Genomic DNA, 25,529 nt, shown 5'->3' with positions numbered 1-25,529 from the left:
TTCTTTAAATTTCTATGTTAGACTTGGATGGAATTAATACTTTTTTGGAAATCGCTACATTTGGCCCCAATCTTGAATCTTTACCAATTTCTGCGCCTCCCGTTATACGTACCCCTGGCATCACAACACAATTCTCCCGTAAAATGGAATCGTGATGAATACTGACATTGGAATTAATGAAACAATAATCTTCAATAGTGATATCAGTTGTTAAGATTGAGGACTCTCCGATGTAACAACCCTTACCTATTTGTATGGAGTCTTTGTCATAAATAGAGGCCTTAGGATGAATAAAAGTTGGGAAATTTATATTTTCCATGTTTTTAAATTCATCAATGATCTTTCTCCTAATGGCGGCCTTCCCTACTGCAATGATAACATCTGTACTAATTGCTAAGTTTCGTATATATTCATTATCACCAACTGTTTTAACGTCCTTAACATTACCACTTGTGTTATCGATGAAACCCACGTCGGTATACTTTGATATGTAGTTGGTATGTCTTAGGGTGGCCAATACCTCCCGCCCAAGACCTCCTGAACCAATTATTAAAAGATGCTTATGCTTCAATGATTTATTTCTTCTTCTGAATTGTTTTTCAGGATTATATACTATTAATTCTATTTATATTGACAATGTAGAACGGATAAAAGAACTTCGTATCTACACACGCCTAACATTGTTAGGGTTAGTCACCTAGGTATTTAGGCTTTCTATTACACATCACAAAAAACTCGATTTCAATTAACCGATGCATGTCGTCTATAATCGACGCCTCCAAAGTATTGGACCGTATACCATATAAGAATGATTATTTTATTTAAAACTTTTAATGGTTTTTAGTAGGCCTTCTTCAGCTGTCAAGGGTAGCATTTCTATACCAAGAGCATTTTTGATTTTTTCATTTGAAACAACATATGATTCGGTAAGTTTTTTTAAACGCTCGGAGTTTAAGGGTAAGGGCAATATATCGCCTATTTTAACCATATTATTTATTAAACCAGTAGGTAGCTTCCATAACCTGGGCTTCTTCTCTAACACTTTTGAGATGATACTCACTAATGTATTGGTAGATATTGTATTGTCGTCTGCGAAGTTATAAACTCCCGAACTCAAGTTCTGCTGGCTCAACATTTCCTCAATGAGATAACATAAATTATCGATACTTAAAAAGGAACGCTCATTATGGTAAGCAGCAAGAGGCCATGGGATTCCTTTTTTCACTACCTTATAAAGTAAATTTAAGTTCCCTTTATTTCCAGGACCATGAATCATAGAAGGCCGAATGATAAATAATCGCTTACCTTCTGGGAGTGCCTGTTTTAATAAATACTGTTCCGCCTCGTATTTAGATTGCCCGTAAGGAGTTAAGGGGTTTGCAACAACCTCCTCTTTTAACACCCCTTCCACTGTATCTGCCACAGATTTAACCGAAGAGAAGAAGAAGAAATCTCTTGTAGATGACAGCAGGAACGCATTAAAAACGTCGATGGTTAGATCTCTGTTGACTTTAAAGTATTCTTGCTCACCGGAGGTATTGGAAGTGTCATGTGCTTTACCTGCGAGGTGGATTATTGCATCTGTTGGTTTAACGCAAGCTTCTTTCCAATCCTCAGTACGCAAAGAAAGCTTGTGAACTTTATGTTGATTAGCTTCTAAGTAAGTACTGATATTTTGACCTACAAAACCTGATGCGCCGGTAATAGATATCTCCATGTTTTTTTTACTTTCTTATCGATTCATGATTATTAAGTAAGTATCTAATCACATTTTAAGCACGGAATGAAAGTCCACCCCTATTCTCATCTTAATTGGAAATTAATAACTTGGACTAAATAACTATTTGTTAGTTTGTATCTTTTGTTACTTTGGAAAACTGAAAGAACCTGCTTGTTTAAATTTTTAAGTCTATTGTTCTCACAGTGTTCCAATCTGTCAGTAAGTCTGCTTTTTCAACATCAATAAACTCAAAATCTTCAAGATATTGACTGAATTTAGAGAAGGATTTCTTTAATCCCACATAACCTTTAAACTTCCTTATTTTTTTTTGATTTGGAAAATCTGGTTGGTCTGGATCAAAATCTCTAGGATGAAAATAAGTCATCAAATAGGGCGTTTCCTTGCTCCATTTTTTTATTAACCAGTAAGGAAAAAGCCTAAAATAACCACCACCAGAAAAAACCAAGTTCTTTCCAAGTACTTCTTTAAAGTTCATAGGAAACTCTTTTATATCCCCACTAGGAAGTCTAAACAATGCTGGTCCAGTCATGCCATATTCAGGGTACCCTCCATAATCGTGGTTGGCAGGAAAGATTGAGCAATCATACTTGAACCCTAACTGTACAAGTGTGTCAAGTGCCCATAAATTATTTTTTGTAATTGAAAATCCTGGAGCGCGAAAGGCATTCACCTCTTTTCCAATAACATCTTCTAGCAGTTTTTTAGACTTATCTGTATCTTCTCTAAACTGCTCTTTTGTAAATCTAAATGAGAGTTGATGTTGATAGGAGTGACAACCAATATGATGGTTATGGTTGTCTATTCGCTTTATAATTTCAGGGTGTTTTTCTGCTAGCCAACCTAAACAGAAAAAAGTGGCCTTCAGATTGTCTTTTTCTAATCTATTTAAAATTCTATCTACACCTTCATAAATTCTAACTTCGTATTTGTCCCAGTTAAAATCCTCAGTCTCAAATTCTAGATTATACCAATCCTCTATGTCGAATGTTAATATATTCATATCCTTTATTGATTCATTCCTTTTTTACTTTTCCTAAATCTCGGATCTAATTGTTTAAATAATCCCGATAACGTTCCAAATAATAAAGGTTTAATATCTTCTAAACTTCCTTCTTGTAAATAATGATTTGAGGAAAAGAATCCTTTAAACCAAGATGGTTTAACTTTCAACCTTTCTGAAGATGAATAAAACCATAAAAGATCTAGTCCCAAATATCTAAGATAAGATCCGGGATTGTATTCAAACTTTGTAACAGGTTGTCCAAGAGAGTCTTCAACAAGATTCTTAATGAAATCAACTCCAGCTATATAAGAAGACTTTATGGCGCCTTGTATCCTTGGGTTCAATTCCATAATCTTTATCTCTCCACTTCTCGGGTCTTCAATTAAATCATAATGAGCATATCCGTTCCAATTAAGTGCTTTAGAAGCCTTGTAGCATATTTCAACCAATTCATCACTTTTAACTGATTTGTTAAAACAACTACTTCCTCCTTTTATTGGATAGTACCTCATTTTTTCAATTAGTGTCGAATTAATCAATTCTCCATCCTTCATATAAATACCTACTAAGTATTGCCTCCCTCCAGCTGGAATAAATTCTTGAATATGTGCATCCCCAAATTTTGATATAACATTTGGAAGTTCTATTTCTAATTCTGCTAATGAATTAACAACTGCAAAGCCACGTGCACCATAGGTAATGTTAGGTTTTATTATTGCAGGAAATATTATTTCTGATTTTATTATTTCAAATTCATCTACATGGAAAGTCTTAGGGTGGGGTATATTATTTTCATTACAAAACCTCATGAATTTATTTTTATCAAATCCTGTAATAAAAATGTCAAATGCTGGTATAACAAATCTAATTTTTTCAATAAGTGTATCCTTATGTTTACTTAAATACTGAGCTGAAAAGTCGAACATAGGAATAACAACGTCTAAAGTATTGCTTTCTAAATAGCTATTAAAGAAACTATGGAATTCGTTTTCGTTGTTTTCTACAGAAGGAGCAAGAACTTTTTCGTCAGCATATTTTGTGTAATACCCATAGGAGTTTTTAGATTCATAAAAAAGAATCACTTTATAACCTAACTTCTTTATACTTTTAGCTGCATTAATTGCTTGAATTGTATGCCCTTCTAATATACCAATTCTCATAAATTATTTTCTGTATTTTATTAACTTAGCAGGAACGCCTCCTACTATTGCGTATTCTGGCACATCTTTATTTACAACTGCATTTGATGCAACAACAGCGCCTTTTGAAATTTTCACACCCTTTAATATCACAACACCAGCGCCAATCCATACATCGTCTTCAATAATAATATCTCCGTCAATATAATTTTGATCAATCATAGGGACATCATTTTTCATCATGCCATGATTAAAAGAAAACATCATAACATTTGGTCCCGTCATTACATTATCACCAATAATAATTTTACCATTTTCCTTACCTGCTTGCAAAACATTATTATGGTTAATTAGACAGTTATTACCAATAGATATCCTTTCTCCTTGCCTGAAAATTGCAGTAGAGTGAATCTTGTTATTCTTACCTTTAGTAACTTTCTGCTTGCCAACAACATTGTTGACTATGTAAAAGGCTATATGCTTCAACATATGTATTAAACATGCTAGTGTAATAATTGACTTAAAAATCTCCCATACGTATTTTATTTTTGAAGGACGATTGTATTCCACGAACTCTACTTTCTTGGCCATATTTAATTAATTATTGACTCTAAATCATCAATACATTTATTTTTTGTAAAGTTAGACAAGTAATATTTGCGACCATTACATCCTTTAGAAGCAAATTTTTCTTTATTACTTGTGATTACTTCTCTTATAAACTCTTCCATGACATCTAAATTATCATCATCTATTGCAAACCCACAATTCGATTCTTCTACCAACTCTTTTACACCTCTACCTGCCATTGCCAATACTGGTTTTCCCGATGACATATATGACTGCATTCTTAGTGGTATTGTTGCATGTAAATGTTCTTTATTGTTTAAAAGAGTTAATAACATTGCGTCTGATTTTTCATAAAAACTTGCCATATATTCAAAAGGGAATCTTCCTAAAACATAAACACTCTTCTCTAGACTATTTTTGTTGACAAATTGTTCTAACCATTTCTTTCTACTACCATCACCAATGAATATCCATTTTAATTGCTTTAAATCAGTTAGTCTTAATGCTAATTCCATAACTGTATCTAGCTTTTGAGTTTGGCCTAAATTGCCAGCCATCACAATTTTATACCCATCAGGTAATTTGGGGACTTCAAGTTTGGGCATTTTAGTAATGTCTTCGATCCAATTTGGAAAGTATATTATATTATCTTTAGGACCAATGTATCCTTCTATTAAAGATCTAAATCCACGTGAACTAATTAATATTTTATATGAGTTTAGATAAACAGTATTAGATACTTTTGTTATGATTTTTTTAGCTATAGAAGAGTTTAAATTATAATAAGCAACACTTGGCCATACATCTAGGACCCATAAATATATTGGGTACCCTCGTAATTTACTTATTACAATTGCTGGTAGTGCTTGGGTAATAGGCGATGTTTGAAAAACAATAATAGAATCATATTTCCTTTTAAATAGTACAAAAAACAGAGCCCAAGTGGATGCAAAGAAAGCATACGTTAAGTAATTAAGTGATAGGCCTAAGCCAGATGCTTTTCTTCCTCTAGGAGTTTGAAATGCTCTATAGACTTTAACTCCATTAATTCTTTGTATTCTTTTTCTAAATGGGCCATATCCATTATAATATCTACCTTCTGGATAATTAGGGATACTTGTTAATACATCAACTTGATATCCTCTCTTAACCAATTCGAAAGCGATGTCATTACTTTTAAAATTTTCTGGATAAAAATATTGTGTTACTAATAGAACTCTTAAATTTCTTGACTCCATACTGTTCTTTTAACATAATCCGTATAAGAAATTATAATCCGAACCACTTTTTCTGACACATTAGGCATACTGTAATCACCTACCTCTCTAAAATTACGAGTAGCTCCAACTTCTTGGTGTAATACTTGTATTAGTCCCTGCATAATACGTTCTGTTTCCAAACCTACCATCATTACAGATGCTTCTTCCATCGCTTCGGGGCGTTCGTGTGCATCACGGATATTAAGAGCTCTAAAGTTTAATATGGAAGACTCTTCACTGATAGTACCAGAATCTGATAATACAGCATATGAATGTTTCTGCAAGGCATTGTAATCATGAAATCCTAAAGGTTTCAGAAACTGAATGTTTTTATGCGTTTCCATCTGCTTCTTCTCTATCATATTTCTTGTACGAGGGTGTGTAGAAACAATTACAGGATAGTTATACTGTTCAGCAATTAGATTTAAACTGTTTATTAAACCGGTAAAGTTTTTCTCAGAATTTATATTCTCTTCCCTATGTGCGGAAACCACAAAGTATTTTCCTTCTTCTAAATTGAGCTTAGACAACACTTCGGAAGATTCTATTTCTGGTAAGTAATGATTTAACACTTCAAACATCGGTGAGCCAGTTTTTATAATCCGATCAGCAGAAAGGCCCTCACGTAATAAATATTCCCGAGCAATAGAACTATATGTTAGATTGATATCACTGATATGGTCTACAATCTTTCTATTAGTTTCTTCTGGTACTCTTTGGTCAAAACATCTATTACCAGCTTCCATATGAAAGATTGGAATCTGTCGCTTCTTTGCTGCAATTGCACATAAGCAGGAATTGGTATCTCCTAGAACTAAAAAAGCATCGGGCTTAATTTCTTCTAATACCGGATCTATATTAATTAAGATTTGTCCAGCGGTTGTTGTAGCGTTAGTACCAGCAGCATTTAAAAAATGATCTGGTTTTCTAATTCCTAAATCTTCAAAAAAAACTTCATTTAATTCATAATCATAATTTTGACCAGTATGGACCAAAACATGATCTATTGCTTCTGAGGCATCTAAAGCACAGATTACTCTTGATAATCTGATTATTTCTGGACGTGTTCCAACAACTGTAACAACCTTCAACTTTTTCATTCTAATTTAATTATTATGTGGTAAAATAATTGGGCTCAAATCTAAGTTCATCTTTTACTTCACCTAGTAGATAGTCAGACATTGCCAACAATTTGGAGTTTTCTTCTAATGCTTGGATGCTACTTACATATCCACTGGGGACACATAAAACATCTAGATTTTCATTCTTTAAAATGAAAGTATAGACTTTTGTATGTCTATTAGGATTATCCTTATGATCTATTTGTATTAATTTTATTTCAAAACATCCTTGTATCGCAGAAAACCATCGTCTTTCAATGCTATGACCTTGCCAAGCTCTAATAAACTCTGTGTTTTTGTTTTCTATGGTGTAGATGCGCTTTATTTCAATTGCGTTAAAGTCATTATTAAATTGAATACTCCCACGAGTGTCGGAATGACTTCCACCATTTATTAGTTTTGGTTTCATTAAAATTATTCGTTTTAGATAAACATGCTAGACATTTCCAAAATACGTATCTGCATCTTCCGGATCGTAAGGCTCATTGATCCAAAAATTGGTATACAGAACATCATTACCTATATTTTTAATATTATGTGTATACCATATTGGCATATCTACATAAGATGGTTCATCTCCATCTAAATAGAAATCTAGTACTTCATCCGTTCCAATTTTTCTTAATTGAATCAACGCCTTTCCTTTTATTACTGCAAAGCGTTCAATCTTTCTCGTATGGTAATGATTACCTCTTGTTATCCCTGGTACTGTGGTAGAGAAGGATACTTGTCCTCCTACGCCCAGGCGTACAATTTCAACAAAAGAGCCTCTTGGGTCTGTATGTTGTTGAAATTTTACCGGAAAGTGATTGGCAACATCCATATAACACCTATAGGTATTAAACAGATTCAATTCAAAGTTGTTATTAATCTCAGGAATCTCTCCTTTATCTTGGTATTGTGATTTATAATTTTGTAATAGATGTAAGATTTCAGAAACTTTAGCCTCCGAGGTATGGGGCACCACATATTGTTCCTCGTTATTACGCTCACGGATTGCAGTTAATATTTCTTCGACCAATTCACCTACGTAGATCAATTTTAAATGTCCGTCAATTTGAATTTCAGGTGTCTCACCATTGGCTACCTGATGCGAAAAGGTCGCTACTACGCTGTTGTAATAGGGGTGACCAAAAGGCCCGAAAACATTGGGAATTATCAACCCCGTGAACTTTGCACCTGCTTCCTTTGCCCAATTGGCCAATGCTTGTCGTCCTTCTTTTTTAGATTTGCCATATAAGTTATCTCTTTCTTCTTGGGAAGAAGAGGACATAATTATATGAGCTTTACTGTTAGTCCGCTTTAAGGAATTTACTAATTTAGATACTAGACCTACGTTCGTTTTATAAATCACCTCTGGGTCCTCATGTCTGTTCATGGCAGCGAGGTGTACAATTACATCACATTGGGAAACAAATGTGTCTAAATTGGCCTCATTTTCAAAATAATCTTTTTGGAAATCCACCCGTTCAAATTCGTCCGGATATAATCCTAAAGTATTGTACAAATGGGATCCAACAAAACCGTTTTGGCCGGTAATGCCTATTTTTATCATATTGAAATCTAATTGTGGGGAAGAGGAGAATAAGCCTTTATCAATATATGGATGCCTATCTCCAAGTTACTTACTCTTTTTGTGCTACCGCAGCCTGTACTTCCGGTAATTTCATTACTAATTCTTTAACGCCTTCTACATTTAAACGTTCCGTATTATGGGAGTTGTAATCTTCAATTTCTGAAATACCTGCGTCCCCCTGAGAAAAGTATTGGGCATAATTAAGATCGCGGTTATCCGCGGGGATTCTATAAAAATCACCCATATCTTCAGCTTTTAGCATTTCTTCTCTTGTACAGAGTGTTTCATAGACTTTTTCTCCGTGACGTGTACCTATAATCTTTACTTCGTTGTCACTATTGCAAAGTTCTTTTAGGGCTTTGGCCAAATCATCAATGGTTGCCGCTGGTGCTTTATTTACAAATAAGTCACCAGGATTCCCATTCTCAAAAGCAAATAGCACTAATTCTACCGCATCTTCTAAAGACATTAGAAAACGAGTCATATTAGGATCAGTAATAGTGATAGGCGTATTTTCCTTAATTTGCTTTAAAAATAAAGGAATAACTGAACCTCTAGAGGCCATTACATTCCCATACCTAGTAAGACAAACCGTTGTTTTACTTAAGTTACGTGAGGCGGCTACTGCTACTTTTTCCATTAGGGCTTTGGAAATACCCATGGCGTTGATAGGGTAGGCTGCCTTATCTGTACTTAAACAAATCACCTTTTGTACCCCATTAGCCTCTGCCGCATCAATCACATTCTGCGTTCCAAATACATTAGTACGGGTAGCTTCTAATGGGAAGAATTCACAAGAGGGTACCTGCTTTAAGGCTGCGGCATGGAACACATAATCTACACCTCGCATAGCGCGTTCTACACTATCGTAATTACGCACATCACCAATATAAAATTTAAGTTTGTCATTTTTTAAAGCAGTACGCATATCGTCTTGCTTTTTCTCATCGCGACTAAATATACGGATCTCTTTAAAATGGTCGGTGTGTAAAAATTTATTTAATACTGCATTACCGAAGGAACCTGTGCCACCGGTTATTAAAAGTATTTTATTACCTATTGTCATATAAAAATTATTTATTTAATAATATCTTATCATAAAGTTCAAAATATTCCTCATATCTATCCTTCTTATTATATAATCTCACTGCTTTCTTTCTACAGTTCACTTTCCTATTTATTTTTGATGAATAGGGCTCTGATTTTAGCTCAGATATTATATTTCGTAGCAAAGTCATATCTCCTTGTTTAATAACCCATCCTACTTTTTCGTCTATTACTTCTGGCAGAGCAGTTTTATTATAAACAATTGAAGGAGTACCACAAGCAAATGCTTCTATTGTAGTTAGACCAAAAGTTTCTTCTACTGAGGCATTAAAATAAACATCTGCCATTGAATAGAGTTTTGCTAACTCTTCCTGACTTTCTGTTTTTTCTATACCAATAATATTGTTGGGTAATGATGTTATTTGCTTACTTGAAAGCCCCACTAGGACGATTACTTCATCTTCTTGTAAATTTCTGGATAGATTTATAAAGTCTTCCAGTCCTTTCCTCTTTTCCCAAATGTTAGCAACGCCTAAAATGACGAATTTATCTTCTAAATTATATTTAACTCTAATGTCTTTACCTTCCTTGATGCTAAAAATATCTATATTAATGCCGTTGGTAACAACGTTTATTGAGTGTTTTTTTAAAAAACTATCTTTAACTAAATCGCCCAACCAATAAGAAACTGGAACCATTGTCATATTGGCAACACTATTGAAGAGTGCTTTTTTCTTAGAGTAATTATTTCTAGAGTTATCCAAGAATAGTGATGCTGGATAGGATTTTTTCTGAGGACATGAATAGCATTGCGTCTTCCACTTATTGCAGTTTACGTAATCAAAATATACGCAATGACCTGTAAAAGACCAGCAGTCATGTAATGTCCATACAATAGGTATATCTGCAAATTCTAAATAATTGAATAGTATTTCTATATTAATATAGTAACCATGTATATTATGCAAATGAATTATTGAAGGATTTATTCTATCAATTTCCTTGATGAATTCTAGTGTAGCCTTTTTAGAGGCAAAACCATGATTGTCAAATAATCTAGTCTGAATTCCATGCATTATTACATCCCTATCCTTACCTATCTTTATTACATTAGAAATGCTTGATCTTGCTTTTTTACCATAAGCTATATAGCTGTTCCAATTTTTATTGATTGCTAATTCGCCTATATCTTCAGCAATTCGACCTGTGGAGCCAATGTTTACTGAAGTATTAATTTGGAGAAGGGTTTTCACTTTAAACTAGGTTTAGCATTAAGAACTCGTTTAATAACAGAAAGTTGATAATGTGGATTGTAACGTTCATCAATTACATTGTAACAATTACTTTTAATTTCGGATTTTTGAGACTCATCCATATTGGTATAATGTTTTATCTTATTTGCAAGATCATCCACATTATTCTCATCAAAGAAAGAGCCTGTTTTTCCTTCTGTAATGACTTCAAATTCTGGACCTTGGTTTTTGAAGTTTTTATGAGTAATGACAGGGGTGCCAAAACTTAGTGAATGTACTGCTGTTAATCCTACATTACCAGGAGAAACACATACTTCCGCGTTATAAAAAAGTTCAGCTAAAATAGTTTCATCATAACAGGGACCATAAAACCAAACTTGTTTCGCGATATTCCACTCCTTCAAATCTTTTTCGGTAAAGTCAATATCGCTCTTGCCTCCCACCACAATAAAATTTACATAAACATTCTCTTTTTTTAGTAGTGAAATAGCTTCAAAAATTAAATCTATTCTTTTAGCTTTTTGTAAACGACCTACATAAATTAAAGTTGGATTATCATTTTTAAAATAACTATTAAAAACATCTGTTTTTTTTAATTTATCTCTTAACTTTAAATGTAAATTATAATCTAAGGAATTGTAAATAGGAAACAGTTTCTGCTCAGAAAAGCCTTCTGAAAGCATTAATTCTTTAGCATAATCACCGTAAAGAAATACACCAGTACTAAGTTTATAAATCTGCTTTTTAATTATTCTTTTAATTCTGTTTTCTCTTCCACTCCACCCATGTGTCCACATATAGATTCTTTTATTAGTAACATTACAGTATAGTAATAATAGCCAATTAGATAAACAATATGATTCACCGGTAAGAATAAATGTGTCATAACCTTTGAAAAGTAATTTTATAGTTCCCTGTAACCAGTTGAAATTTCCAATTAGCTTAATGAATTTTAATTCCTTCTGAAATCCTGACAAAACACTATAATCCATTTTTTTTATTGGAGTATGCGTTTTATCTCCAAAATAAAAATCACACTTAAGTTCTTTATCCAATATCATGTAAATTGGTTCACGGTAAAAAGAAGCTACATTGAACAAGGCACATATTTTATCTTTCATAACTAATTGTATCTATATTTTTCAATAAAGTAAGTGTAATTATTATTTGATAATTCACCAAATAATGCCAATAACATAATTGTTTATATTGGTCTCTTGAATAGTAAAACCATGTGCGTTAGTGCAATTGGCTAATGCTACTAAAAATGTTTATTTTTGATTTATGGTAGATATAAAATCTAAAACTCTCTTACTTTGTATAATGTTATTCTTATTAGAAAGAACAAACTCTTTAGCTTTAGCTCCAAAATAAAATAACTCCTTTTCATTAGTGGAAATTAACTTTCTTAAAGTGTTTTCCACTCCATTTACATCTTCTTCTTCAATTAAATAAACATATTCACGGTATTCTTTTGGCATACCCGGTAAGTTCGTAGTAAGTACTGGTGTACCTGACACCATATACTCCATATTTTTTGAAGGGAATGAATATTTGGTAAATTCTTCATGAGTAGGCCTGGGATTTACGAGTAAGGTGGCTTTTAGCTGAGCCTCAACAACTTCACTATTGGGAACTACCCCATAATAATTAACTCTATGGTCCTCTTGAGAACTTTTTTTTATAAATTCTTCTAAATCGCCATGACCATATATAGATAAACGAATAGAGTCATCACTAATATTCATAAATGCGTCTACTAATGTCTTAACTCCATACCTTTTGAAAATACCACCCGCGTAAAGAATATTCCGAGGGTATTCTTTATTTTTTGCATCTTTTATAATCATAGAGGAATCAACTAAACCTTCCATAATTTTGTAGGGACGTTTGTGAGGATTCACTAACTCATTCATTTGCTCTGTTAGCAAAACATAAGAGTCAAAGTTTGTTATATATTTTTTATTTAAATAGGTTGCAAATTTTGAAAAAAAGGATAGGTTACTACTGGTCATTAAACCAGGAATATCAGTGACTATACCAAGAGTTTTAATTTGTAGTATTTTTGAGGCAAATAAAGCACCCATGCAGATTGAAACCTTTAGTACATCACAAATTATTATAGAATTTCCTCCTTTGTTTTTAACACCCCACATAAAGGAATGATAAAAAGAAGATAGAAAGGAGCTAATAACATTGATATATCTATTATAAAATGATTTGGTATATATAAATTCAATTTCATTTTCCATTTCTTTTTTCTTAATATTCAGATCTTTGATATCAGATGCGTTTACTGGTATTGAGGAAAGAGCTACTATGTTTGCTTTCTCATTGATAAACCCATCTATTAATAATCGATTAAATTTCTGACTAGCTTGTGCAAATTTTATGTTAGGATTTGTTAGTATTTTTGTTATTGTTTTTTTTGAGCAAGCGGTTGATACGTAAAGTATATTCATAATATATAAATCTAGGTCTACTTCCATGAAGTTTGAGAAAATATAGTTTGATAGGTATAAAATGATTCATACCAAATCCCTGCTGGATCAAAAAAATCTAAAAAAACCTTCGTCGTAATTGATATATAACCAATTAACAATGAGTATTTTAAATAATTGTTTTTTGTTTTTTCAAACATCATTGGATAACATATTATCGAAAAAATAGAAAAATAATAACCAAGTCTTCCCGTTAAAGGTGCTATATCTGAGAAAAGGTAAAAGAAAACAGAAAAAGCGAACAAAATAAATATCATCCTTAGGTTATGAGATTGAAACCTCTGATGTAGTAAAAGGACAAGATATATCAGCATATTGAATATAACACCTATTCCTGTTCCTTTAGCGGTCTTTTCATGTCCTAAGTAATATTGATATTGATTGAATTGTTCAAGCTCTATTAGCATGAAAAAGTATTTTCCTAATATTTCTACGGCGAGAAAGTAAAGAGTAATGTATAATCCAAACCATATCCAAGCTGTTTTTCTTGTAATTGATAAATTAAGATAACCTAAAAAGCAAAATGGTAGTAGAATTAGAGCACTACTATGAAAAAATGATGCTAAAAACACCAAAAGGATAGATACAAGCCATCTTTTTTTAACAATAAAATCAATTGCCAATATAAATATGCACATAGCTAAAAACTGCCTCATCATAGAACCAGAAACCAACATATAGGCATTGTTGAATGTGAAAATAAATACTGACAACCAGTACCAATTTTTAGGAATATACTTTTTAATTAACCTGTAGATAACAGCGTATTCAAAAACTGTCAAAGCAATGATCATTCCAAAAAAACCTAATGGTTGGAATAATTTGTTTAATAGGCTCCATCCAATTTCTGTTGTTTCTAATTGAATGTCAAAATTAGAATAACTTCCGATTTTTTTAAAATAATCTAAATAGGCGGGGTAGTCATTTCCGAAGTTGAACCTAATCGACATAAAGATAGTTAGGATAATAAAAGCAACTTCTAAACCGCCATATTTAGATTTTTGAAAACGAGCCATCCATGCTAATAAAATTGCGGTAAGACTAACTATAATTGTTGCAAACATGGTTGTATATTTCTACAATTTCATTTCTATTAAAATAAGGATCATGTCTCTTCAAAGCAACTTCGCGTGCATTTGAAGTTAATATTTCTAAAGGGTCTTCTTGCAATGAAAACACTTTATCAATCAACATGGCTAACATCTCCACCTCTTCAAATCGGTAAAGGAACCCTGTTTTATTGTCCTCAACCATATCTGGAATGCCACCTACAAATGATGCAATTAGAGGGACTCCTAATAGCTGTGCCTCACCTAAAGAATTGGGACTATTTTCTATACTTGAAGGGCAAATAAATACATTACATTTCAAATATTGTTTAATCATTTCTTTTTCACTTAAGGACCCTAGGAATTCTATATGATTCTCTAAAGAATTACTATTAATAATATTTCTCAGATACTTGCCATAGCCAGATATGCGCAATTTATCATAAATGGTTGATGATGTAACTATATTCTGGCCTCCTACTCTAACTTTTATGTTAGGATACTTTTGCTTTAAAATAATTAACGCCTTCAATACTTGTTGTAACCCTTTGATTGGATATCCGGCTTGGCTTAAAAATATGGTATATGTTTCACAGTTCTTAAATGACCATTTTGGAGCAGTATAAAAATTGCTTCTTAATATTCTATTACAAAAATGATAAGAAACATCAGGATTTATCTTCTTTGAATGAGCGTAATCCCATGAAGTTCTACCAAGTACATTTTTTGTTCGTTTAATATACTCCTTTTCTAAAACTCCTCTTTTTTCAAATTTCCTTCGAGCTTGGAAGATTGTATCTCTTTTAAATAAATCTCTAAATGTTATATTTTTTATAATATCCGTTTGCGAAATACCAGCATAATAATACTTGCTTATTACACTAACTAATCCTTGAATTGATACTATATACTTTAAGTCAGGTAATTTTCTCATACAAGCTAACCCGTGAGCAAATTCTGTTCCATGAATATGGATTAAATCTGGTTTTAATCTTGAGCATATTTTTTCCCAGTGCTTTTCCAAGTTTCGATCGTAAATAGTTTTGTTTTTACAAGGAAGCAAAAAATAAGTGATATTATCAAAATGAAACTTCTTTACTTCTTTACCAGGGTATGTTGTTGCAATTGAAAGTGTAATCTCTTTACTTCCTGAGAGATGCTTCATTAGACCATACAGCCACCCTCCCACGACTGGTGGCGCAAGATTCATTTTAATACTTGGTTCTGGAAAAATTATATTAACGATCCATAGAATTTTCATGACTAAGATTTATTTGACAGAGTTGAAAAACGCTTGTATATGGTAGAATTCAACATTTGATTGCGAACTAAGTTTCTTTCCGAGTTTTCCATTCCTAAAAAATAAACTAGGATAAACAACATTAATGTTGAAAGACTGGATAATCCAATAAATCGAACAAATCCTTCATTGATAAAATATTTTATTGAAAAAAGAGTTAATAATGGAATCAATACCAGCAACATTTTGAAATATCCCGTCCAAATAAATTTTTTAATATTGAAATGAAGAATTCGTTTAAGCAACAATTGTCTCACTATTAAATTTATTACTGCTGTAGCGGTAAAAGTGAGAGTCATGAAATAAGGCTCATAGCCGTTGCTGAATAAAAGATAAGAAACAGGTAAAGCTAACAATGTAATAGTACTTAGTATGATTTGAAAGTACTTAATATTACCTGTCGCATGCACAGCAGCTGGGATTCCTGCGTCCATAGTAGCTATTAAAGCATTTACAATGATAATTTGCACAAAAATCGACGTATATTCGGGAACATTTTCTAACCATAGTCCGAGGATATATTCAGTTTCTAGCAGTATTGGAAATGCAGGTATTAAAATCATAAAAAACGAAAATTTTGAGGAAAATATTACTAACTGCATGGTCCTTCCTGTATCCCCACTACTAAAGCTTTTTGTAATCTGGGGAATTACTGCTTGGTTTAAGCTTTTTGAAAACATGATAACCATATTTTTCACCTGATTTGAAATCCCAAAAGCTGCATTTACCACGGTGCTAAAAAATATATTAATAATAATAGCTGAAAGTTGAATTTCCGCGGCACTTGCACTAGAACCGAACATAATCCATCCAGAAAAGCTTATCATCTCCTTGTACTTAGATACATCTTTTTGAAACTTCCACTTTACAAATTTGTAATAATAATATCGGGAATATAATACATATAAAATCGATATAATGATTGACACTAAAGCTATTAGCGCAGCATATAGTCTTAACCGATCTCCGTCGTAATTTAAGATTAATATAACTACGCTAAAGGCTAAGATACTTCGCAAAACTTCAATGAACGCGGTAAACGTAAATTTTTCCTTAGCAACTAATAAACCCTGAAATGGTACACTTATGATTGATATAGCTGTGCTAATTACACTAAATCGGAAAACAAAAATAGCATCTTCTATTTTCTCAATAGGTACATTCAGATAATTATGTATATAATAGGCTCCAAAAGTTTCGGCTAATAATACAGTAAGCAGAGCAATAAAAAGATGAATAAGTAAACTAATATTGAAAACCTTATTAACACCGTTAGGATCATTTTTTCCCATTTCAAATGCTACATAACGATAGGTAGTTGAAACCATTACATTATTAAGAAAGGCCATCATAAATACTATGCCGCCCACAACACTGTACAATCCAAAATCTGATGCACCCAAGGCCTGGAGAATAAACCGAGATGAGAGTAAACCTATAATTGATACAATTATTAGTCTGATGTAAAGAACTAAACTATTTTTTACTATGGTTTTATTAGCTGACATTAATCATTGGTTTATACATTTCACGTCGGATATGAACATTTATAAGTAATTTTACTTTCTATTGTTCGTAACAACACTTTAATATTGTCTACACCTAATTTTTAAAATTCCCTGCGGAGATTAGGGCATCCAAATTATAGATGTGATAATCCGGATACTGAGTAACAAATCGTCTCACCACGTGGGAGCCAATAAATCCAGCTCCTCCAGTAATTAAAATATTCTTATTCATGATTATCAAAATTTATTATTTCAAGTTATCCCAATACCACTCCACCGCTTCTTCAATCCCTTTATTAATGGTATGGCTTGGTTCGTAATCTAATAGTCTTTTTGCCTTGTCCACTGAGGCTAAAGAATGGGGGATGTCCCCCTTGCGGTTAGGGCCATGTTTAATTTCTACGTTCGCTATTTCAGGATCAAAGGCACTCAAATGTTTTTTTAGCAAGTCGGTTAGTTCTACCAAGGTAGTTCTATCACCTACAGCGGTATTATACACTTGATTGAGAGCGCCCTTATTTTCGGTGGTAATACTTAAAAGATTCATCTGAACCACATTTTCTATATAGGTGAAGTCGCGCGAGTAGGTACCGTCCCCATTAATAACCGGACTCTCGTGCTTCATAAATTGCTTTACAAATAGTGGGATTACCGCTGCATACGCCCCGTTGGGATCTTGGCGCCTTCCAAAAACGTTGAAATAACGCAAACCAATCGTATTTAAACCATAGGTGCTAAAAAAGTTATCCGCATACAGCTCATTTACATATTTGGTAATCGCATAAGGCGATAATGGTTTTCCAATAGTTTCTTCTACTTTTGGCAAGGCCTCATGATCCCCATAGGTAGAAGAGCTTGCTGCATATACAAACCGTTGCACCCCCGCATCTCTAGCTGCTACCAGCATATTTAAAAACCCACCTACATTTACATCGTTACTCGTAATAGGATCGTTAATAGAACGTGGAACAGAACCTAAAGCCGCCTGGTGCAATACAAAATCTTGGTTTTTACATGCCTCGTGGCAAGTTTCTAAATCCCGTATATCTCCTTCTATAAGCCTAAAGTTTTCATTCTCTAAAAACGGTTCTATATTATGTCTATGTCCTGTAGCAAAGTTGTCTAGGCATGTGACATTTGCACCTATGCCTAGCAAGGCTTCAATAAGGTTTGAACCTATGAACCCAGCACCCCCCGTTACGAGGATGTTTTTATTCTCTAGTTTTTTAAACTGTTCAGTATTCTTCACGATATTAACTTTTATTGATGCTTATGGTTTGATTTCGCGGATTTCTCGCGGATTGCGCGGAGGTGATATTATTTTCATTACGCGGATTTTTCACGGATTACTCGGAGGGGGTATTAACAAAACGCTTCCATTTTAGGCTTTTTTCACCAAAATTAATCAGCAGGCCGACTTCTGATTTGGTTGCTTTGACCCCTAAATCCCCTAAAGGGGACTTTTTCTTCCGTTGATGTATAATTCTTTTTTTAATTGATCAGGCGTAAATAATTTGATATTCTATAATTGAATCAATAAATCGATCTTTTCTTCAATTGAGGCCATTACTTCATCAAGATTATTTAGTACTTCTTCATTACTAAACCTGATAACATGTAAATCCTGAAAATTCAATAATTCAGTTCTTTTTTTATCAAGTTCTTTTTGTTCTTTATTACTATGATACTCTCCATCTATTTCAACTACTAAGCCTATTTTGTGGCAATAGAAATCGACTATAAAGTGATGGATAGGATGTTGTCTTCTAAATCTTAATCCCTTACAAGCATTATTCTTTAGTCTTGTCCATAGCCTTTTTTCCGCTTCTGTCATGCTTTTTCTTAACCACCTTGCTTTTTCAAAGCTACTTGCAGGAGCACCCTTAAACATGCTTTGATCGTAGTATGGATTTTCGTTAGACACTAATGCAGATTAACTTTTATTGAATATAAATCAACTTAAAAGGTTGAGTGTTTTTTCAGTGCATCAATTTCCGCCCTTTAGGGTCGGGGTAGGGAAATTGATGTTTCTCTTTCTTTTATCCCTAAATCCTTTAAAATGGGTCTTTTTTGCTTGTGCCAATCACTTTACACCCTTTAGGGTAGGGGTAATTAAATTGATGAGCATCTATTTACAGACAAGGCGTATTCGCTAGAATTGGCAGTAATTCGCATTTTTATATTTCCTGATAGACAGCTTCAAGAAATCCAGCTCCCAACTCGGTATGTACTCTCATACACGCCCCGATGATGTCATAGCTTTCTTTTTTGAAGATTATATCAGTCATTCTCAATTCGCAGTAATTCGCATATTAATTCGTGGCATTCGCATCACAATTCGCATTCCAATTCGCATCTTGAATTATTCGCATTTTTAATTACAATTTCCTATTCGCGCTATCCCCTAATATCCCCTTCACATCATAAACCACCGCATTATCTGCTTTTAGGGCATCTAAATCCATGTTTAAGAATTCTTTGTGGGCGACGGCCAGGACGATGGAATCGAACTTTTCTGTGGGTAATTCCTGGGTGGTGGTTAGGCCGTACTCGTGTTTTACTTCTTCGGGGGTGGCCAAAGGATCATAAATAGTGACATCGGTACTGTAGGACTGTAACTCCCTAATTACATCCACAACCTTGGTGTTTCGTACGTCGGGACAGTTTTCCTTGAAGGTGATTCCCAAGACCAAGATCTTGGATTTCTTTATTTTAAGCTCGTTCTGTAACATCAACTTAATCACTTCCGAGGCTACATACGGCCCCATGGAGTCGTTCATCCTTCTTCCCGCCAAGATAATTTCTGGGTGGTAGCCTAGTTCCTGTGCTTTTTGTGCCAGGTAATATGGATCTACCCCTATACAGTGACCACCAACTAAACCTGGTTTAAAAGGAAGGAAATTCCATTTGGTTCCTGCGGCTTCCAATACCGCCTGAGTATCAATATCCATGATATTAAAGATCTTGGCGAGTTCGTTTACAAAAGCAATATTGATATCACGCTGCGCGTTTTCAATTACTTTGGCGGCTTCGGCCACTTTAATGGTGGGAGCCAAGTGGGTGCCAGCAGTGATTACCGAGGCGTACAGGGCGTTTACTTTTTCTCCTATTTCGGGCGTGGAACCAGCGGTTACCTTTAATATTTTATCTACGGTATGTTCCTTATCACCTGGATTAATACGCTCTGGGGAGTAGCCCACAAAAAAGTCTTCGTTAAACTTTAATCCACTTTGCTTTTCCAATACCGGCACGCACTCATCTTCTGTTACTCCAGGATATACGGTGGACTCATAAATCACAATATCGCTCTCCTTTAATACCTTCCCAACAGTCTCGCTACTCTTATATAGCGGGGTAAGATCCGGGCGGTTGTTCTTATCTACCGGAGTAGGAACCGTAACAATATAATAGTTGCAATCTGCGATATCTTCCAAATTGGCCGAACAGAATAAACCGGTTCGTGCTGCAGTGGCAACGGCTTCTTGCTGGGCTCCATTTACTGGATTTTTCTTCAGCAACACAGACTGTAGTACATCGTCTTCCACTTCCAGGGTGCTATCGTGTCCGCCATTAAGGGCAGCTACTCTAGGAGCATTAATATCGAACCCTACTACTGGGTATTTTGTAGCTAGTAAACGGGCTAAAGGCAGACCTACGTATCCTAGGCCTATTACTGCGATTTTTGGGTTATTTTGCATGGGTTGTTTTTTTTGAAGTATTTTAATTCGGTCTTGTGTTAGTCCTATTTTATGGGAAATTAAGGATTTCACGGATTAAAAGCGATTATGCGGAATGTTTTTATAACCAGTGAATTATACTTTAGGTTGAATGCATCTTTCCACGGCTCCGCCGCTGTGAGTCCCATAAGGGGGTCACAGTTTTTGGCGATTTCTGCCCAAAAAAATGAATCGGCAAAAGTAAGGCTTTTAACCCATTAAACGAAACTCTTCTTGTTGGATTTATGAGGTTGGGGGAGGGAGTTGTGATAATTTGGAAATGTGGGATTTGAGTGTTTGTAAATATGTGGCGCGAAATTTTGCTATTATAGCTCCTGGTTAACTTATTCATTGGGGTTTTGGCTAGATTTTGGTTGTTTATTTGTTGTTTCAAGATATGGAGCTATTCAAAGAGTTAATGTAACAATGGAGGGTTAATGTTGAAATGTAACAATTTGTTAATGTGGAAGTGGGGGTATTAATGTGTAAATGTACCGATGTAATAATGAGGAGGTCATTTCGAAATGAGTTGCTTTTCGCAACGATTGAGAAATCTCACTCGTTGCGCTTTGTGGTTATTAGTTAAAAGGTTAGAGGGTTAAGAAGTTATAAGGTTATGTTGTTATCAAGTTATGAAGCCGTTAGCTCGCGTGTTTCTCGATACAATTTTGCTTCACTACGTTCCGCAAAACCACCTGCCTCGACTGCAGGCGGGCCTACCCCGGCAGGCAAGCTCGAAGTGACGGGGAGGGGTTAATGTGGAAATGTAGCAATGGAGTAATGCAGCAATGGGTTTTTGATTTGTCAATTTGGAAATGTGTTGATTCGAAATTGAGATTGAGTCGACACTTCATGGGTTTAACAAGGGGAGATGTCGTCAGTTGAGTGCTTCGCGATACAAATTTGCTTTACTTCTACAACTATAGCTTTCAGTATTTGGCTAAAGCCGTATTACTGGTTCCTTCTTGATCCCCGTGATAAATCACGGGGCTATTCAATAATATTTTTTTTTGAGTTTTTGAGTTTTTGAGAAGTTGAGAGAAAGTCCACACATTAGGTAGGGGTCAAGACTTTTCTGGTTCTAGTTGGTTTGAAAGGAGGTTTCAACTGCTGGCCAAAATAACTCTTTCGGTTGGTGCTCGACCAGACAAAATATTATTGTTCCCTAAAATCCCTGCCTACTGATTACCGTTTACTGATTACTGGACCCATCTCATTACTCAATACTTTGTACTAGCGAAAGCATAGCTGGAGCCTTCATGCTTTGGCTAAAGCCGTAATTCTGATTCCCTTTTGATCCCCGTGATAAATCACGGGGCTATTCAATATTTTTTTTGAGTTTTTGAGTTTTTGAGAAGTTGAGAGAAAGTCTACCCTTTAGGGTAGGGGTAAGACTTTTTCTGCTATAAATCGTTTATAAAGAAGTTCTCGACTGCCCGACAGAATGGTTCTTTCGGTTGGTGCTCGACCAGACAAAATATTATTGTTCCCTAAAATCCCTGCCTACTGATTACCGTTTACTGATTACTGGACCCATCTCATTACTCAATACTTTGTACTCAATACTATAAAAAATCCCTCCGCTTTGCACTTTCAGGCAAACCACCTCCCTTTATACTGCGACTACGCTCCGCACAGGGTAAAGGTAGGAACTTTTTTGATTTCATCCTTGGAAGGGGGCAACCTATATAAGGGACGTACATAATTGCTAACTGTTTATTGATTATTGAAAAATCGTTTACTGACCACTTCTTACTGATTACTGGTTACTGAACCCATCAATACTAAGCTAGATTTCTAGCTTCACCACATAACCAAGTCCCTCCAAAACCACCCAACACTGATTACCAGAAACATACTTTACTGTTCCTTCCTGAGCTTTGAAGCCCATTTTTGTGAGGTCTAATTTGGTGCCGGGTTTAATGGCTTCTACTTCTATATTGTGATTGTTTTTACTGGATTCTACCTCCTGGAGGGCGTCTACCTCTTCTTGAGTGACAATAGCGGGTTTACCTAGCCAAAACATGTATCTAAGGACCCCAGGGGCCTGGAAAACACTGTTTCTGGCATTCTCCTCGATGTTTACCAATATCATGGAGGGTAATAAGGGAACTTCCACTTTCTTCTTACGATCGCTCCACTGACGAATTTCTGTGCGTACCGGACAGTAAGCCTCTATGCCAATATTCTGTAGACGTAGCGCGACATTCTTTTCATTCTGGGGTTTGGTATGGAGGACGAACCAGGGCATAGTTTAATTTGGAAATTTGTTAATGAGTTAATTTGAAAATGACTGCCTAATGTAAAAATGTAACAATGTGTTAATGTAGCAATTGTTTAATTTGGACTTCTCGATACAATTTTATTCCGCTAAGCTCCATAAAACCACCTGCCTCGACTGCAGGCGGGCCTACCCCGGCAGGCGGGCTCGAAGTGACGGGGTTAATGTGAAAATGTAGCAATGGAGTAATTTAGAAATGGGTTAATGTTTTAATTTATCAATTCGTGCTTCTTAAAACCGTTAATTGTCTATGTTTTATAAAATAAAACGAAACAACGAGAATATTGTAATAAAATAAACAGCGCCTTATTATAAAAAGGCTCCAGTTTGCGGCTAGTAAAAAGGCCAAAATAGTAAAGATATCAGTTGCATTTAATTCATCGAAAAATCTCAATACTCACTACTCATTACTTTTTAAACCTACTGACCACTGATCACTTTTTACTGATCACTGAACCGACCTACTTCACACTTTCCTTACCAATCATTTTCTTGATATGCAGCGGAACGGTGAGGCGGATTTTACCATGCTTGCGGGTGATGAGCCATGGGGAGCTATAGATTAGTGGCATAAAAACCAACAATAAGCATAGCTGGGTGTTGATGGTTAGTCCACTGATCGTTATAGCAACGAGGATAACGCTAATATTTAGCAAACCCAGAATCATTGTAGCTTTTTTATGGGTAAACTTCATGTCCAACAAGCGGTGGTGTATGTGGTTACGGTCCGCACTGAACGGACTGCGCTTCTGTGCGATGCGAATAGTAAACACCCTAAGCGTATCCAGTAACGGAAAGGACAAAATGGCAATCGCTAGAATTGGTGCATGTCTTAGTGCTTCACTGTTGGTAGCGGCCGTATTGTAATTTAAAAAGGAAACTGCCTGGTAGGTCAATAAGAACCCTACAAACATAGAGCCTGAATCGCCCATGAATATTTTACGTTTTCTGGATAGGTTGTATCTAAGGAATCCCAAAAGGGCACCTATCAAGGCAAAGGATACCAGAATCATGGCGGTGCGATCGTTTAAAAAATAGAAGGCGCCAAAAGCCGCACTGGTAATAGTACCTATGGTTCCTGCGAGTCCGTCCAATCCATCTATCAGGTTAAAGGCGTTGATGACCACTATAAACACAAAAAGTGTTAATAGTACCGATATCAAATACGGCAGTTCGCCTAATCCAAAAATGCCATAGCCGTGGGTAATTCTTAGGTCGGTAATTAATACCACTACACCGGCAGCAAAAATTTGTATGATCAGTTTCTTTTTTGGGGAAATCCCAATCAGGTCGTCCTTCACCCCGGCCGACATCAGCAAAATGGTTCCAGCAAGGATGGCAAGGATATCTAAAAGGCTCTCTCGTGGAAGTCCTAATAAAAGCGACATGGTAATGAGGGTGATGGTAAAAATAATAAAAACTATAATCCCTCCTAATGTTGGAGTTCTGGTAGTGTGCATGCTCCTACTTACTGGGGTGTCCATTAGCCTTTTTCTACTAACCAGAAGAATCATAACCGGGTAGGCGCGTAAAGACACTAAAACGGAAACAAGTAATACTACCAACACCATAAGGTATTTGTTGGATAACAATGAGGATGCGTACTCTAACGTTGTCATGGTTGGAATTTAGGGATAAAGGGATAAATAGTTTCTCTATAATGGCTAATAGCTCAAGTTAGCTCTTTACGGGGGAAGAAAATCGAGCATCACTTGAAGTGATAAACTTACAAGTTACAATAAAATTTAAAAACAGCTGCAAAGATAGTTATATTTAAACTTATGGGGAAATTTTAATTTGGAAAGGGGGGTAATGGAACAATATAACGATTTGCTAATGTAGCAATGGTTTGTCAATTTGTTAATTTGGAAATGTGTTGATTTGGACTTCTCGATACAATTTTGCTTCACTGCGTTCCGCAAAACCACTCGAAGTGACGGGAGATTAATGTAGCAATGTACCGATGGATTAATGAATTAATGGATTTTCAATTTGGAGATTTGGGAATGTGTTGATTTGGACTTCTCGATACAATTTTGCTTCACTGCGTTCCGCAAAACCACTCGAAGTGACGGGAGATTAATGTAGCAATGTACCGATGGATTAATGTAATAATGGTTATTCAATTTGGAAATTTGGAAATGTGTTGATTTGGAAATGGGCTTGTCAATAGGGTGGTTGGAGGGAGATTGAGCTTGCCTTCCGTTAGGTAGGCGGAGTCGAAATCGGACATGTTTGGGAGTCTATGGTCATATAAATAGTTATGTTGTTATGAAGTTACGTGGTTATGAAGTTGTGAAGCCGTTAGTTCGAGTGCTTCTCGATACAATCCTCCTACAGTCGGATCACCTGCCTGCAGCCATGTAGGCCTACCCCGGCAGGCGAGCCTACCCCGGAAGACAGGCTCGAAGTGACGGGTTGGGTTGAAAGTTGTTAACTGGCTGGATTACAAATGGAGATAGGCC

The 25,529-nt window shown here is 35.1% G+C and carries 22 protein-coding genes and 1 pseudogene; all 23 read right to left on the bottom strand.

Going from position 1 to position 25,529, the window contains the following annotated elements:
- Nucleotides 1-4 precede the first annotated feature (4 nt).
- Nucleotides 5-571 (bottom strand): PglD-related sugar-binding protein, encoded by a 567-nt coding sequence (locus F1E73_RS11975; RefSeq protein ID WP_150452023.1) that lies wholly within the window; start codon nt 569-571, stop codon nt 5-7.
- Between the two features lie 246 nt (nt 572-817).
- Entirely contained in the window at nt 818-1,717 is a 900-nt protein-coding gene (locus F1E73_RS11970) for an NAD-dependent epimerase/dehydratase family protein (protein ID WP_150452022.1), read from the bottom strand.
- Between the two features lie 178 nt (nt 1,718-1,895).
- Nucleotides 1,896-2,741 (bottom strand): polysaccharide deacetylase family protein, encoded by an 846-nt coding sequence (locus tag F1E73_RS11965; protein WP_150452021.1) that lies wholly within the window; start codon nt 2,739-2,741, stop codon nt 1,896-1,898.
- A 5-nt stretch (nt 2,742-2,746) separates the two neighbouring features.
- Nucleotides 2,747-3,904 (bottom strand): carboxylate--amine ligase, encoded by a 1,158-nt coding sequence (locus F1E73_RS11960; RefSeq protein ID WP_150452020.1) that lies wholly within the window; start codon nt 3,902-3,904, stop codon nt 2,747-2,749.
- A 3-nt stretch (nt 3,905-3,907) separates the two neighbouring features.
- The gene (locus F1E73_RS11955) at nt 3,908-4,474 is read right to left on the bottom strand and encodes an acyltransferase (RefSeq protein WP_150452019.1); all 567 of its coding nucleotides are present in this window, start codon (nt 4,472-4,474) and stop codon (nt 3,908-3,910) included.
- A 2-nt stretch (nt 4,475-4,476) separates the two neighbouring features.
- The gene (locus tag F1E73_RS11950; RefSeq protein ID WP_150452018.1) at nt 4,477-5,691 is read right to left on the bottom strand and encodes a glycosyltransferase family 4 protein; all 1,215 of its coding nucleotides are present in this window, start codon (nt 5,689-5,691) and stop codon (nt 4,477-4,479) included.
- Nucleotides 5,673-6,812 (bottom strand): non-hydrolyzing UDP-N-acetylglucosamine 2-epimerase, encoded by a 1,140-nt coding sequence (wecB, locus tag F1E73_RS11945; RefSeq protein WP_150452017.1) that lies wholly within the window; start codon nt 6,810-6,812, stop codon nt 5,673-5,675. Before wecB ends, F1E73_RS11950 begins: the two co-directional genes overlap by 19 nt.
- A gap of 13 nt (nt 6,813-6,825) precedes the next feature.
- Entirely contained in the window at nt 6,826-7,242 is a 417-nt protein-coding gene (locus F1E73_RS11940) for a cupin domain-containing protein (RefSeq protein WP_150452016.1), read from the bottom strand.
- A 27-nt stretch (nt 7,243-7,269) separates the two neighbouring features.
- Nucleotides 7,270-8,388 carry a polysaccharide biosynthesis C-terminal domain-containing protein gene (locus F1E73_RS11935; protein ID WP_150452015.1) on the bottom strand — a complete coding sequence of 373 codons (1,119 nt, stop codon included), beginning with the start codon at nt 8,386-8,388 and terminating at the stop codon, nt 7,270-7,272.
- Between the two features lie 70 nt (nt 8,389-8,458).
- Nucleotides 8,459-9,475, bottom strand: a complete 1,017-nt coding sequence (locus tag F1E73_RS11930) for a polysaccharide biosynthesis protein (protein ID WP_150452014.1) — start codon at nt 9,473-9,475, stop codon at nt 8,459-8,461.
- 7 nt (nt 9,476-9,482) lie between these two features.
- Nucleotides 9,483-10,709: a glycosyltransferase gene (locus F1E73_RS11925; RefSeq protein WP_150452013.1), complete on the bottom strand. Its 1,227-nt coding sequence runs from the start codon at nt 10,707-10,709 to the stop codon at nt 9,483-9,485.
- Nucleotides 10,706-11,830 carry a glycosyltransferase gene (locus F1E73_RS11920; protein ID WP_150452012.1) on the bottom strand — a complete coding sequence of 375 codons (1,125 nt, stop codon included), beginning with the start codon at nt 11,828-11,830 and terminating at the stop codon, nt 10,706-10,708. The genes F1E73_RS11925 and F1E73_RS11920 overlap by 4 nt, the downstream gene beginning before the upstream one ends.
- A gap of 150 nt (nt 11,831-11,980) precedes the next feature.
- A complete protein-coding gene (locus tag F1E73_RS11915; protein ID WP_150452011.1) occupies nt 11,981-13,198 on the bottom strand; it encodes a glycosyltransferase in 1,218 nt (405 codons plus the stop codon).
- Nucleotides 13,189-14,274: an EpsG family protein gene (locus F1E73_RS11910; protein ID WP_150452010.1), complete on the bottom strand. Its 1,086-nt coding sequence runs from the start codon at nt 14,272-14,274 to the stop codon at nt 13,189-13,191. Before F1E73_RS11910 ends, F1E73_RS11915 begins: the two co-directional genes overlap by 10 nt.
- Nucleotides 14,252-15,520, bottom strand: coding sequence for a glycosyltransferase family 4 protein (locus tag F1E73_RS11905; RefSeq protein WP_150452009.1), 1,269 nt, complete (start codon nt 15,518-15,520; stop codon nt 14,252-14,254). Before F1E73_RS11905 ends, F1E73_RS11910 begins: the two co-directional genes overlap by 23 nt.
- Before the next feature lie 2 nt (nt 15,521-15,522).
- Nucleotides 15,523-17,067 carry a lipopolysaccharide biosynthesis protein gene (locus tag F1E73_RS11900; protein WP_150452008.1) on the bottom strand — a complete coding sequence of 515 codons (1,545 nt, stop codon included), beginning with the start codon at nt 17,065-17,067 and terminating at the stop codon, nt 15,523-15,525.
- A 97-nt stretch (nt 17,068-17,164) separates the two neighbouring features.
- Nucleotides 17,165-17,299, bottom strand: a pseudogene (locus F1E73_RS11895) (NAD-dependent epimerase/dehydratase family protein); the annotation flags it as partial.
- Nucleotides 17,300-17,314: 15 nt separating this feature from the next.
- A complete protein-coding gene (locus tag F1E73_RS11890; RefSeq protein WP_150452007.1) occupies nt 17,315-18,316 on the bottom strand; it encodes an SDR family oxidoreductase in 1,002 nt (333 codons plus the stop codon).
- A 273-nt stretch (nt 18,317-18,589) separates the two neighbouring features.
- On the bottom strand, nt 18,590-18,991 hold the full coding sequence (locus F1E73_RS11885; RefSeq protein WP_223883419.1) for an endonuclease domain-containing protein: 402 nt from the start codon (nt 18,989-18,991) through the stop codon (nt 18,590-18,592).
- A gap of 253 nt (nt 18,992-19,244) precedes the next feature.
- Nucleotides 19,245-19,355 (bottom strand): GxxExxY protein, encoded by a 111-nt coding sequence (locus F1E73_RS11880; protein WP_150452006.1) that lies wholly within the window; start codon nt 19,353-19,355, stop codon nt 19,245-19,247.
- 90 nt (nt 19,356-19,445) lie between these two features.
- Nucleotides 19,446-20,765: a nucleotide sugar dehydrogenase gene (locus F1E73_RS11875; protein WP_150452005.1), complete on the bottom strand. Its 1,320-nt coding sequence runs from the start codon at nt 20,763-20,765 to the stop codon at nt 19,446-19,448.
- Between the two features lie 1,807 nt (nt 20,766-22,572).
- Nucleotides 22,573-23,034: a UpxY family transcription antiterminator gene (locus F1E73_RS11870; RefSeq protein WP_150452004.1), complete on the bottom strand. Its 462-nt coding sequence runs from the start codon at nt 23,032-23,034 to the stop codon at nt 22,573-22,575.
- 491 nt (nt 23,035-23,525) lie between these two features.
- Nucleotides 23,526-24,683, bottom strand: coding sequence for an MraY family glycosyltransferase (locus tag F1E73_RS11865; protein WP_150452003.1), 1,158 nt, complete (start codon nt 24,681-24,683; stop codon nt 23,526-23,528).
- Between the last annotated feature and the right edge of the window lie 846 nt (nt 24,684-25,529).

The organism is Arenibacter lacus, from assembly GCF_008711145.1.
GTDB lineage: Bacteria > Bacteroidota > Bacteroidia > Flavobacteriales > Flavobacteriaceae > Arenibacter > Arenibacter amylolyticus.
This window is presented reverse-complemented; position numbering and strand designations above follow the sequence as displayed.

Coding starts and splice junctions, on each gene's coding strand:
- F1E73_RS11905 (WP_150452009.1), bottom strand. CDS start 15,520: ATGAAAATTCTATGGATCGTTAATATAATTTTTCCAGAACCAAGTATT.
- F1E73_RS11865 (WP_150452003.1), bottom strand. CDS start 24,683: ATGACAACGTTAGAGTACGCATCCTCATTGTTATCCAACAAATACCTT.
- F1E73_RS11970 (WP_150452022.1), bottom strand. CDS start 1,717: ATGGAGATATCTATTACCGGCGCATCAGGTTTTGTAGGTCAAAATATC.
- wecB (WP_150452017.1), bottom strand. CDS start 6,812: ATGAAAAAGTTGAAGGTTGTTACAGTTGTTGGAACACGTCCAGAAATA.
- F1E73_RS11910 (WP_150452010.1), bottom strand. CDS start 14,274: ATGTTTGCAACAATTATAGTTAGTCTTACCGCAATTTTATTAGCATGG.
- F1E73_RS11950 (WP_150452018.1), bottom strand. CDS start 5,691: ATGGAGTCAAGAAATTTAAGAGTTCTATTAGTAACACAATATTTTTAT.
- F1E73_RS11920 (WP_150452012.1), bottom strand. CDS start 11,830: ATGAAAGATAAAATATGTGCCTTGTTCAATGTAGCTTCTTTTTACCGT.
- F1E73_RS11915 (WP_150452011.1), bottom strand. CDS start 13,198: ATGGAAGTAGACCTAGATTTATATATTATGAATATACTTTACGTATCA.
- F1E73_RS11880 (WP_150452006.1), bottom strand. CDS start 19,355: ATGACTGATATAATCTTCAAAAAAGAAAGCTATGACATCATCGGGGCG.
- F1E73_RS11875 (WP_150452005.1), bottom strand. CDS start 20,765: ATGCAAAATAACCCAAAAATCGCAGTAATAGGCCTAGGATACGTAGGT.
- F1E73_RS11940 (WP_150452016.1), bottom strand. CDS start 7,242: ATGAAACCAAAACTAATAAATGGTGGAAGTCATTCCGACACTCGTGGG.
- F1E73_RS11965 (WP_150452021.1), bottom strand. CDS start 2,741: ATGAATATATTAACATTCGACATAGAGGATTGGTATAATCTAGAATTT.
- F1E73_RS11935 (WP_150452015.1), bottom strand. CDS start 8,388: ATGATAAAAATAGGCATTACCGGCCAAAACGGTTTTGTTGGATCCCAT.
- F1E73_RS11960 (WP_150452020.1), bottom strand. CDS start 3,904: ATGAGAATTGGTATATTAGAAGGGCATACAATTCAAGCAATTAATGCA.
- F1E73_RS11900 (WP_150452008.1), bottom strand. CDS start 17,067: ATGTCAGCTAATAAAACCATAGTAAAAAATAGTTTAGTTCTTTACATC.
- F1E73_RS11870 (WP_150452004.1), bottom strand. CDS start 23,034: ATGCCCTGGTTCGTCCTCCATACCAAACCCCAGAATGAAAAGAATGTC.
- F1E73_RS11955 (WP_150452019.1), bottom strand. CDS start 4,474: ATGGCCAAGAAAGTAGAGTTCGTGGAATACAATCGTCCTTCAAAAATA.
- F1E73_RS11930 (WP_150452014.1), bottom strand. CDS start 9,475: ATGACAATAGGTAATAAAATACTTTTAATAACCGGTGGCACAGGTTCC.